Here is a 12,667-nt window from a genome sequence, read left to right on the forward strand (position 1 = left end):
AAATTTTACGCACATACTATATATTATAATAAAATAAAAATCAATAGCATATAAATATTTATGATAGTTTTTTTAAAAAAATTTTAAATTTATTCACACTCCCCGCCCTTTATAGCTTGAAATTTTATTTTGAATAAACATTTTATTTATATTTACTGCCTATCAAGTAAAAGCACGCCAGCCCAAGTTTTTTTAAATTTATAAACTTTAACAGCACGCGGTAAACAGAATTTAATTTTATAATAAATGTTTAATTATTAACTAGCTTTATTTTTATAGTGAATTCAACGCGTGTTTAAAAATTTTATCAACTTTTTTGTGCCCATGCTAAAGCAGACTTAGTCAAAGTTGCAAAAAAGACTAGTTGTAAATTGGCTTAGTAATATTTAGAAATTTATTTTTATGATTAGCTTAACGCGTGGTAAAGTAAGTCTATACTTGTTTCAAAAGTACTTGACAAAATTGATTACTTATTTTCAGAATAATTTTAGGCATAAAATAATGTTTTATATGTTGTGTAATTATTAATTTCAATGTATAAAATTGCAGTCTTTTTGGTTCTTTGTGCCAACAAAAGAACTGGGGTACGGGGCAAAGCCCCGTTATAAAAATCTAAATAGTAAAATTAAAAATGCTGTAAATATTTCTTAATTTAGTTTTGAAACAAGTATTCTATACAAATTAAAAAAGCCCGTCCTAAAATATTAAGACAGACTTTTTATATAATTGTTTTATTAACAGAACTATTTGCTAAAATTAATTAAAATGCTTTAGGTCCGAATCTATAGCCAATCTGTGCACCTACATCGATACCTGTAAATGGTCTATAATAATAAATATCTGCTTCAGGATAATCATTTAGAGAACTATTATCAGGAATTTTTAATCCGCCTACTCCTGTAAATGTTGCATATAAACCAAGATTCAAAGCTGAAGTTTCTGTAAAGAATATAGAATAATCTAAACTTAATTTGAAATAAAAACCTACTGGCAATTCGCTTTTATCAAATTGAGATTTATAATTATCTCCTACTTGATAATTAATCCCATTATCTCCTTTGTATACTATAGAACCTGATACAGGAATTATAATGCCGCCGCCTATGCCTATAGAAAATGCCTTAATATTAAACTTTGGAAACAAACCAATTTTAAAACTATGAGCAGAAGATGTTATAGGATTTTCTCTTAATTTATCGCCTTCTTTATAAGTATTATTAGTACCGTACATATAAGTATAATTAGCTGTTATAGTATCAAATCTATACCCTACTTCTCCTAAAAGGCTTATACCAAAATTATTAACAACTTGAAACATATAACCAACTTGAGCCTCTACACCTGTTGTAAAACCTAAAAAATTATCAGCAGAATAATAAGCTCTATAAACTTTGTCGCCATTATACTGAGCTGTATGATCAATACCCTGCCCCATATCAATATTCATACCTAATGGCACATTAAGTATAAACTCAAATCCGCTTGCTGCGAATGCTGATGTGCTTAATGCTGCTGCTAATACAGCTGTGAAAATAATTTTTTTCAAGTGTTTCATAACAAACCCCTTATTAATTTTTTTATAGAAAACTATATTTAAGAGGCATTATACATTGAGATAAAAAAAATACATTTGAAGTATGAAAATAAATTAAATACTTCAAAAATTATTTTAAAATTTTTTTAAGCTCGCTTGATTTCAAGATTAATTGAACATGTTTTTTATAAGAACTTTTGATGCTCTTTTTATGATAAAGCCTTGTGAAATTATATAACTCTATATAGTCTATTAAAACCATATTGTAATTATTAGCCGATGATACTTCAAAGATTATATTCTCTTCATCTTCTTCTAAATTTATATTATCTTTTTTTAATGGCAAACTCATAGCCTCTAAATATTTTATCTTTTCTCTTAAAGCTAAAAAATCAGCCTTAGAAATATGCCCTAAAAAATATAAAAATACTAATATTTGACTGCTAAAAAAATCTGTGTATCTTTTTAAATATCTCTTTTGTTCTATTTGATAATCTATAAGTTTATAATGTAAATTAATATATTCTTTAAAATTATAATTATATACAAAACCATCATATCTTTTTAATAAATCTACATTATAATAACTGCTTTTATTTTCTACTTCCTCTCCATAATAAAAATGTTTTTCATCTTTTTTCTTTTTTAAAATTTTTTTATAGGCTTTTTTATAAATATTTATAAGTTTATAATAATCTTTTTTACCAATTCTCTTTTGTTTATAATAATCATAAATAAAAAACGCAATATAGTATAGCTTATAATCATAATATATTTTTTCATTGTTTGATTTTTTTGTTTTTATTATTTTGTTATATAAAGCCTTAATTTTTCTCTCTATAAAACATACATAATTTAAATCTATATCATACAATATCTCTCTTATATCCGTACCAAACTCAAAATTATCAATTAAAAAATCAAGTATATCCAATTCTTGAGTTATATAAAAATGTTTTTCTTTTTTTATATCTTTACTTTTTAATTTGTATGCTGGAAGTATTAGTTTTTTATAGGTTTTTTGTTTTAGTCTGTCTTTGATTCTATCTACATAATATTGTGTTTCTATTTTTTTATTAGCAGCATAGTTATAATATTCTATAAAAGCATCTACACTAAAAAAATAAATACTACTTTTAAAATCAATATTTCTAATTTCTTCTTTATTAAGATATTCTATCTTATAGCCGTCATACAAAAATTCCCCATTTTTTAAAAGATTAATTTTTCTTAATTTATAATCATTATTTTCTTTCTTCTCTCTTCCAGAAACACTTTCGATAGTGTAAATATTTTTATTACTATTTTTTATATTATCCAATGAGGGTATAATATTTTTTTTATTGTATTTAAAACTATTATAACTAATATCTTCTTTAAATTTTTCAAATGCCATATCTTTGTAAATCCAATAACATTTTTTTTATTGTATAATATTCTCTTTTTTTATCTTTTATCATAACAAATACGCTTTTCAAACTTTCTACTAACTGCCTTTTTAATTTTTTATTATACTCTCCAACCTCATAAATAGAGTATAATACTATAGCCCTATAATAATTATAATTAAAAGACTTCTTATCAAATCTTTCAATATGCTCTAAAATTTCACTGCCAAGATTATTCACAGTTCCAAAATCATTTTCTTCTTTATATATTGAGAGTAATTTTAAAATATTTTCTAAAAACTCTATATCATCATAATTATTATTCATTCTATATTCACATGCCTGAATATAATATTTTGCCTTTTTATAATTTCTGCAATCTTTATCTATTTTAGAAAAATATTTATACGCCTCATCATATTTCTTTAAATGAAGTTTTAATTTTGCTATATTATAATAGGCTAAAGAATTATCTTCTATTATATCATCAACTTCAATATCATCAAAAACAATATCAATATTATTTAGTTTATAATTACACCAAGCAATATAATGGTCGCATTTTATTCTATCTACAACATTTGAAGAAGATTCTCTCATAAATATTTGTTTAGCTTTTTTAAAATCTCTTAAGGCCTCACTATATTCTCTTAATTTGTATTTTAGTTTTGCTCTATTATAATAACCGTCTGAATATTTATGATTTATTGAAGTATTGAAATCTTCTAAAGCTTCATCATATATATTTAAATTGAATTTAATAAAACCTCTCAAATTATGTAAATCATATTTCATATTATTGTTTGTTTCTATAAAATGATTATAATTTTCTATAATATCAGAATAATCATATTTAACTTTTTGAGTATTAAAATCTATCATATAATCTTTTATCTCTTCAATATTTTTTAATATTAAAGTTTTTTTATTTTGAAAATATAATGGATTTTTTAAGAAATTTTTTATTATATTTTTTATTAAATAATTATTTACAAGTTTCTTTAAAAAACAAATATCCAATTTCATTTCTTCTTTAATTTTAGAAGCTTCTTTACTATTAATTTTAATTAATATTTTTTTTGACTTAATTCTATAATAGTAAGATAATGGATAATATTTTTGAAGCTTTATAGATATATCAAAATAGTTAATAGCTTGTTTTAATTTTTCTCTATTATTTTCTGAATTTATAAAAATAATATATCCTAATAAACAATATGCTTTATAAGAAGTTTTATCTCTTTTGATTAATTCTTCTAATAATTTTAGTGTTAAATTATATGATTTATTTTTGAAAGAACGATTAATAAAATATATTAAATTTTCCATACTATAATTGTTCATAATTATACAACCAAACACTATTAAATTATGAGCATTATAATAGATAAATTAATAAATATCAATAAAAAAGGTGCATGCATTTTTTTATTGCACACACCCTAAAAACATTAAATAATTTATTTTTAAATTTTTATAATAAAAAGCCCGCCCTAATAAATATTAAGACAGACTTTTTATATAATGTTTTATTAACAGAACTATTTGCTAAAATTAATTAAAAGCTTTAGGTCCGAATCTATAGCCAATCTGTGCACCTACATCGATACCTGTAAATGGTCTATAATAATAAATATCTGCTTCAGGATAATCATTTAGAGAACTATTATCAGGAATTTTTAATCCGCCTACTCCTGTAAATGTTGCATATAAACCAAGATTCAAAGCTGAAGTTTCTGTAAAGAATATAGAATAATCTAAACTTAATTTGAAATAAAAACCTACTGGCAATTCGCTTTTATCAAATTGAGATTTATAATTATCTCCTACTTGATAATTAATTCCATCATCTCCTTTGTATACTATAGAACCTGATACAGGAATTATAATACCGCCGCCTATGCCTATAGAAAATGCCTTAATATTAAACTTTGGAAATAAACCAATTTTAAAACTATGAGCAGAAGATATTATAGGATTTTCTCTTAATTTATCGCCTTCTTTATAAGGATTATTAGTACCGTACATATAAGTATAATTAGCTGTTATAGTATCAAATCTATACCCTACTTCTCCCAAAACGCTTATACCAAAATTATTAACAACTTGAAACATATAACCAACTTGAGCCTCTACACCTGTTGTAAAACCTAAAAAATTATCAGCAGAATAATAAGCTCTATAAACATCTTCGCCATTATACTGAGCTATATGATCAATACCCTGCCCCATATCAATATTCATACCTAATGGCACATTAAGTATAAACTCGAATCCGCTTGCTGCGAATGCTGATGTGCTTAATGCTGCTGCTAATACAGCTGTGAATAATAATTTTTTTAAGTGTTTCATAACAAACCCCTTATTAATATTTTTTTATTTATAACAATTAAAGATTTACTAACCTTTAATAAATTATCAAATGTTAAAATATGTTTATCTATATTAAATATATTTACTCTTTATTCAATCTAATCAATCAATAAACTATGTACCTAAGTATGGTTAGGTAGTATTTTTATTCTCATTTATAATGCTATAAAACTGTTTAGAGAATTTTTTCCTGTCAAAAGAATTATTGTCATAAGAATTGTATAAACTCAAAAGTATTAAAGATAATAACAATACACTTAATTCATCAGGATTTAAATTGCTGCTTTTATAATCATTTAATATAGTGTTTAAATACTTATCATTAAAAGTTTCTTTAAAATCATCATCATTAATGTTAAATATATTTTTTACTTCATTGCATATAGAACTTACTAATTCATCTTCTATATGTTTTATGTTTTTTACAATGTATTTCATTTTCATAAGCAACTCCTTATTTTTTATTAATTTTGATAAAAAAAGTATTTCAAAAGATTTATTTTCAAAAACAACCTTTTCTATCTCTCTTATTTCAAACCCATAGGATTTTAATTTCACTATTTCTTTTACAATATCAAGATGCTCCATTATGTAGTATCTGCTTTCTGTTCTAATCATTCCCCTCTCAACTCTATATGCAGGAAGAAGCTCTTTATTGTCCCATTCCCTAAGTAAATTAATACTCATATTTTTTATATTGTTATCTTCTAAAAGATTTAAAAATTCTCCTATAGACATTAATCTTTTTTTGCTTTTCAAAATAAATGAATATTTTGGCAAAGCATATTTTTTATTCTTTATAAAATAATACACATCAAAAGCATTTATATTTCTTTTGGCATTTTTATCTATATTGTTGTTTTCATCTCTTCTTGCCATTTTACACTTACCTTATTCGCACAAAATTAAAAAGTTATAATCATAGAACCATTAGCTGTTTTTTTATTTAGTTTGTATTTGTATCCGAAATATTTATATTTTTTAGCTTGTCTTAAAACAACATATTTCAAAACAGGTTTTTTATTTTCGCTATGAAGCCCTCTTCCGAATACTATTTCCATATTAATGTTTAGATTATCATCAAATAATATTTTCAATATGCATAATACCTTTAATAAATTTGTGAAATAGCTTCTAGCTTCTTTTGCACTTTTTCTATGTAAATCAATGAATAAATTCATTATATAATCTCCTTATTATAAATATTAATTTTTCTTTTCACCTAACCATCATTACATATAAACTTTTTACATAATGATTTCTAAACTTTAAGCCGCCCCAAACTAGTAAATAATTTGAGGCAGCCGAAGAAATAAATTTTATTTCTTCTGATTAGGGTTCATCTGTTTTCCTCTATTACCCTGATTTTTGTCATAAGTAATATTGGTTCCAGATGTACCTTTGTTTGGATTTGAAATATCCGCATTATGATTTGGTTTTTTACTCATATCGAGCCTCCTTTATAAAAATGATATTTAGTTAGATATGTGTTTTTTATCTAACCATAGTTATATATTAGGCTCTTTATATGTTTTTATCATTTGACATATTTGTATGGATGTCAATAGAGAATTTTTTTTTTGATTTTTTTAAATATTTTTTATAGGAATTTCTATTTGTTTATATATATCATAGAAATTATTGATTTTTTTTATTATGTCTTCTATTTTATCATAGCTTAATTTGTATTCTTCTTCTAAAAATGAGTGGAATAATTTATTTAAAAGATTATATGAATTGTGAATATATTCTAATTTTTTATTATTTAATTCTATCTCTTTTTTTATTAATTTGTATACTTTAAATTGTTTTATATTTTCAAATTGTTTTATATTTTCAAATTGTTTTATATTTTCTTCTATATCCGCAAATTTATCTTTAATTTGATAAAAAATAAAATTTAATAAATTTATCGTCTTTATGTCTTTAGATGAATTGAAATTGTTAATAATTTTATGCAAATATTCAATAACTTTTTCAAACTCAGAAACAATGCTTTTTATTTTTGTAATTTCTTTTTTTATTGATTGATATACTTCAAAGTTTTTTATATTTTCTTCTATATTTATAAATTTTTCTTCATCTTCAATTAAACCGCAAATATAATTTATTAATTCTTCTAACTTAAAACAATTATATTTTTTATACTCTTCATAATCAATAATATTAATAAAATATAAATTATTAAGCATTCTATTAAACTTATTAATATCATTTTTTATCTTTTCAAATTCTTCTTTATAAAAAATTCCAAAATTCAATATCATATTATCTGGATTTTTTTCTATCTCTTCTTTTATTTCTATCCTAGTTTTTATATAATCTTTTTCATCTCTATGATATCCTACAATATTGTATGCAATACTCATCAATATAAACTTATAATAATAAATGCATATTTCCTTATAATCATATATTGAATATCTTTTAATTATTTTCTCTTCATCTCGATAATAGTAAAGATTATAGTTAATAGTACCGTAATCTTTTATATTATATTTTTTTGCCGTTTCATTATTTAAATAAAATTTGTAAAACCTATAAATATTATGGTTTCTAAGTGTATTATATTTATAAATGTAAAGCTCTATTATTTTTATATATTCTTCTTCATTTATAATTTGTTTATCAGTAAATAAATACCCTATAAAATATCTTAAATAATAAAAAACACTGTCATAATATAGAATGCCTCTTTTTAATTCTTCATTTTCTTCTATTATATTATTATAGTTTTTATTATCTCTTATATCTTTTATCAGACTAAGTATTGTATCATACAAATAAAATATAGTATTCTCTAAATCTTTTATTTGTATAGTTTCAAAATTATTAAATATATTTAATATATTTTTTATATCGATTTTTTTTATTTCTTTTTGTCTTTCTTCATCATCACTTATATTTAAAATAATTTCTTTTATGTATTTTGCTCCTTCAATAGTATAGATATTTGATTTTAGTATTTTATTAAAATTAAATATCTCTTTTGCTATCTCTTCAGTATCATCTAAGTAGCTTATATTTCTAATAAATACAAACTCTGTGCTTTTTATGCTTTTATATATTCTTAATATTTCATCTAAAACTATTAAACTTTCTAATGTATAATATCTCGTTTTCTTCGGTTCATTCTTTTTCTTATCTTTCTTATATTTCTCATCTTGCTCGTCTTTCTTATCTTTCTTATTTAATCTATATGAAGGAAGAATAGAATTAGTAATTTTTTTATTATTATCATCAAAATACTCCTGCATAACTTTTTTTAATCTATCAATTTCTCTTTCTTTGATGATAAGATCAAAATGATTATTTTTTATATCTTTTATAATATCTTTGTAATTTCTTTCTTTATTAAAAAACGGGAAATTTTCATATATTAATTTATAAGGGCTTATTATTTTATTAATCGTTTCATATATATAAGTATGGCTAAATTGTTCATAAGATTTTAAATTATTGTATAATTCTAAAAACACACCTATTTCAAAAAAGCAAATTTTATTTTCATCTAAAAAGAAATGAATATTATCTGTATAATAATAATCTCCTTCTTTATAGCTTAAATCTTTATAAAACTCTATTTCTATATATTTATACTTTTTTTTTAATTGTGTAGGCTTTCCTGAATTGATTGATACTAATAATACTTTTATATTATTATTTTTTTCTTTTAGTATATTAATTCTTTTTACTATATTTTTTAGAGAATGAAGAATATAATAATCATCATATATGTCAGAGTTATATTTTTCAATTATATATCTTTTATTTTTTGTCATATCAAAATCATAAATATTTAATTTGCCTTATTATAATAAAAAATTAATAAATATCAATAAAAAAGGTGCATGCATTTTATTTGCACACACCTTAAAACATTAAATTATTTTTTATAAAAATTTTATATAAAGGGGATTAATTATCTACAAAATAAAGACTTATTTGTGCACCTATATCAAAAGCACCTAAAGATTTTTTGCTAAATCTATCATCTGCCTTAAATGAAGGACCAAAATCATATCCTGCATATATTCCAAGCCCTAATGCAGCTTCTTTATTAAAGAAAAATAAATAATCAACAGTAAGTTTTATATAAGGTATCACAAACATATCAAATCTATTTTTTGTATTATTAAAATTATATTTATTATTAGCATCTACTAATTGCTGAGTTTGTTCGTCATATATTTTAGTAGTTTCACTTGAAGCAAGAGGAATCTTAACTCCTCCGCCAAGCCCTATAAAAAATCTTGCTATATTAAACTTTGGAAGAAGGCCAATAGATATAGTATCAAAATTGTAGGAAGTATTAACAGTAGAATAAGAATTATTTCCAGTTGCCACACTTTCTTTGTATGCAAAAACATCTCTATGATAAGCCAAATCTAAAGCCAAAGAAAAACCCATATAATCATCAAAATCCTTATAAAAACCAGGAGTAATACCAACACCCCATTCAAAAGCACCAGATGTACTTAAAGCACCATTTTTAGTGTCAACACCCGATTTATGAGTTATTGAACTTTGTGATATAGAAGCCCCAAGAGGTACCACTATACCAATTCCCAAATCGGCAGCAAGAATACTATATGACTGAATTAAAAATAATGAAAAAATTAGAAGAAATAGCTTTTTCATAAATAATCTCCTTTTTTAATTATGTATATCAATGAAGGACATTATTTATTATAGCAAATTGTAAATTGAATGTCAAGTAAAAGTAAATATTTTTTACTAAAAACTAATAAAAAGTAAATTTTTTTTAATTTTTATTTAGAAATACTGCTTAAAAAGTCATAAACTTCTAAATTACCCTTCCTCTTAGCAATACTTGAAGCCGTCTCCCCTGCCTTTGATTTGTAATTAATATCAGCCCCTGCATCAACCAATATCTTAACAATATCCAAATTTCCCGCAGCAGAAGCCCCCATTAAAGCAGTATACCCCTCTTCTGTAACAGCATTAATATCAGCTTTATATACTAAAAGCTCTTTTACTATATCAATATGATTTTCTATGGAAGCTATAATTAAAGCATTATATCCAGAATTGTTAGTTTTATTGACATCAGCCTTATTTCTTAATAATTCTTTTATTATATCAATATAACCGTCTATAGAAGCAGCAATTAAAGGGGTAGTTCCGTCAGAAGCAGCAGCATTTACATCACTTTTACTTTTTATAAGCTCTTTTACTATCTCTAATCTTCCAAACCTTGAAGCATAAATTATAGCTGTAATTCCATTAGAGCCTCTAAAATGAACATTAGCCCCAGCAACAATTAACTTCCTCACAATATCAACATTTCCAGATATAGAAGCCATAAGTAAAGCATTATCCCCTAAACCGTTTGCCTGATTTACATCAACCTTTAATTTTATAAGCCTTTCAACAATCTCTATATAAGCAGAATCGGAAGCTATCATCAAAGGAGTGTTTCCATTTCTATCAGCAATATTTATATCTGCCCCATATTCTATAAGCAAATTAAAAACATTAATATCCCCCCTCACAGAAGCCCACATCAAAGCAGACCAGCCATCATTATTTGTTATATTGATATTTGCTTTATTGTCTAATAAAAGTTTAATTGTAGAATAATGCCCCTCAAGAACAGCGCCCATCAAAGCAGTATTTCCAAAATTGTTAGTATTATCAATATTTACATTAGCCTTAATAAGCTCTCTTACTATATCAATATTTCCATAAAGTGCCGCCCATATTAAAGGAGTATTACCCTGTTCATCTCTAACCTCTAAATCTTCGCCGCTATTTATAATATTTTTTAGAGAATTAATATCATCTTCAGCAATAGCCTTAATTATAGGAATATCTATAGGAGGATTTTGTTCTTCTTCATTATAATCCTGAGAATAAAGAAGATTAAATGTTATAAAAAATATAAGCAAAATAATACGCATAAAATATCCTACAATAAACTTAAAGACATTATAACATATTAACATAATATTTGAAAACTATTTGCTTTAAATAAAATTTACTGATTAAATAATACCGCCTTAAAATTTTTAGCAATATTAAATGCAACCTCATAATAATGATTAGAAGCATCTTTTTCAAATACTTCATCAAGGCACTCTTTAAATAGATTAAGCCAAGTGTCAAATAAGTTCATATCAAAAGGCATAAGATTAATATGCGGCTGAACAGGGTTACCCATATAAAGTTTTTGATTTAGAAGCATAGTTTTCCAAAACTTAGCAATCTTTTCTTTATGTCTCTCCCAAGACTCATCATCAATTCCAACATGTTCATTAAATATAGGCCCCAATTCTTTATGCACCCTAATTTTAGCATAAAAAATATCCATTAATTTTTCTATACCTTCATTATTAATTTCACAATATTTCATAATTACATATATCCTTATTATATAATATAAAAATAGTATACTATATTTTAAAATAAAAAAAAGCGAAGAGATTAAAATAACCCCTTCGCAAACAACAAACAAACTATATATTAATTATTTAGAATATTCATAGAAACCTTTACCAGTTTTCTGTCCGAGTAAACCGCCGCGAACCATTTTTTTAAGCAAAGCACTAGGTCTATATTTAGGGTCTCCAGTTTCTCTTTGAAGTACTTCCATAATAGCAAGCACAATATCAAGACCAATTAAATCACCTAAAGCCAAAGGACCCATAGGATGATTAGCACCAAGTTTCATAGCATTGTCTATACCCTCAACAGAAGCAACTCCCATAGAATATAAATCTATTGCCTCATTAATCATAGGTACTAATATACGGTTAACAACAAAACCAGCTGTCTCATTAACTTCAACAGGTGTCTTTCCAATCTCTTCAGATATTTTGATGATTTTTTCAACAACATCTCTTGGAGTATTAATACCAGAAATAACTTCAACTAATTTCATAACAGGAGCAGGGTTAAAGAAGTGCATACCAACAACAGGCCTTCCAATACCAGCACCTATTTCAGTAATAGAAAGTGAAGAAGTATTAGAAGAGAAAATACAATCAGGCTTACAAATTTCATGTAATTCTCTGAAAGTAGTTTTTTTAACTTCCATATTTTCAAAAGCAGCCTCAACGATTAAATCACAATCTTTACAAATATCTTTTAAACCAATAGATATTTTAGATAAAATTTTATCAGCATCAGCTTTCTCCATTTTACCCTTAGCAATTCTTCCGTCAAAACTTTTAGCGATTCTTGCCTTACCGCTTGCAGCAAATTCTTCTTTAATATCACATAAACAAACTTCATAACCTTCAGTTTGAGCAAAAGCTTGAGCAATACCAGAGCCCATAGCTCCAGCACCAATAACACCAACTTTCATTTTAATTTCTCCTTTTTTATAAAAATTTTATAGTTTTATTAA

The 12,667-nt window shown here is 24.1% G+C and carries 12 protein-coding genes; all 12 read right to left on the minus strand.

Annotation, left to right across the window (positions count from 1 at the left end):
• Positions 1 to 760: 760 nt before the first annotated feature.
• A complete protein-coding gene (locus R4I97_RS00640) occupies positions 761 to 1,555 on the minus strand; it encodes a hypothetical protein (protein ID WP_335783230.1) in 795 nt (264 codons plus the stop codon).
• A 109-nt stretch (positions 1,556 to 1,664) separates the two neighbouring features.
• Positions 1,665 to 2,930, minus strand: coding sequence for a hypothetical protein (locus tag R4I97_RS00645; RefSeq protein ID WP_335783231.1), 1,266 nt, complete (start codon positions 2,928 to 2,930; stop codon positions 1,665 to 1,667).
• The gene (locus R4I97_RS00650; RefSeq protein ID WP_335783232.1) at positions 2,920 to 4,251 is read right to left on the minus strand and encodes a tetratricopeptide repeat protein; all 1,332 of its coding nucleotides are present in this window, start codon (positions 4,249 to 4,251) and stop codon (positions 2,920 to 2,922) included. Before R4I97_RS00650 ends, R4I97_RS00645 begins: the two co-directional genes overlap by 11 nt.
• 225 nt (positions 4,252 to 4,476) lie before the next feature.
• On the minus strand, positions 4,477 to 5,274 hold the full coding sequence (locus R4I97_RS00655) for a hypothetical protein (RefSeq protein WP_335783233.1): 798 nt from the start codon (positions 5,272 to 5,274) through the stop codon (positions 4,477 to 4,479).
• Positions 5,275 to 5,427: 153 nt separating this feature from the next.
• Positions 5,428 to 6,174, minus strand: a complete 747-nt coding sequence (locus tag R4I97_RS00660; protein WP_335783234.1) for a MerR family transcriptional regulator — start codon at positions 6,172 to 6,174, stop codon at positions 5,428 to 5,430.
• 26 nt (positions 6,175 to 6,200) lie between these two features.
• On the minus strand, positions 6,201 to 6,476 hold the full coding sequence (locus R4I97_RS00665) for a hypothetical protein (RefSeq protein WP_157159570.1): 276 nt from the start codon (positions 6,474 to 6,476) through the stop codon (positions 6,201 to 6,203).
• 138 nt (positions 6,477 to 6,614) lie between these two features.
• Positions 6,615 to 6,743, minus strand: coding sequence for a hypothetical protein (locus R4I97_RS00670; RefSeq protein ID WP_013243652.1), 129 nt, complete (start codon positions 6,741 to 6,743; stop codon positions 6,615 to 6,617).
• Positions 6,744 to 6,884: 141 nt separating this feature from the next.
• Entirely contained in the window at positions 6,885 to 9,077 is a 2,193-nt protein-coding gene (locus R4I97_RS00675) for a hypothetical protein (protein WP_335783235.1), read from the minus strand.
• A gap of 136 nt (positions 9,078 to 9,213) precedes the next feature.
• The gene (locus R4I97_RS00680; protein ID WP_335783236.1) at positions 9,214 to 9,936 is read right to left on the minus strand and encodes a hypothetical protein; all 723 of its coding nucleotides are present in this window, start codon (positions 9,934 to 9,936) and stop codon (positions 9,214 to 9,216) included.
• Between the two features lie 131 nt (positions 9,937 to 10,067).
• Positions 10,068 to 11,219 (minus strand): ankyrin repeat domain-containing protein, encoded by a 1,152-nt coding sequence (locus R4I97_RS00685; RefSeq protein WP_335783237.1) that lies wholly within the window; start codon positions 11,217 to 11,219, stop codon positions 10,068 to 10,070.
• Between the two features lie 77 nt (positions 11,220 to 11,296).
• Positions 11,297 to 11,671, minus strand: coding sequence for a group III truncated hemoglobin (locus R4I97_RS00690; protein ID WP_335783238.1), 375 nt, complete (start codon positions 11,669 to 11,671; stop codon positions 11,297 to 11,299).
• 114 nt (positions 11,672 to 11,785) lie between these two features.
• Positions 11,786 to 12,625, minus strand: coding sequence for a 3-hydroxyacyl-CoA dehydrogenase family protein (locus R4I97_RS00695; RefSeq protein WP_335783239.1), 840 nt, complete (start codon positions 12,623 to 12,625; stop codon positions 11,786 to 11,788).
• Between the last annotated feature and the right edge of the window lie 42 nt (positions 12,626 to 12,667).

Origin of the sequence: Brachyspira pilosicoli, assembly GCF_036997485.1 — a bacterium.
GTDB lineage: Bacteria > Spirochaetota > Brachyspiria > Brachyspirales > Brachyspiraceae > Brachyspira > Brachyspira pilosicoli_C.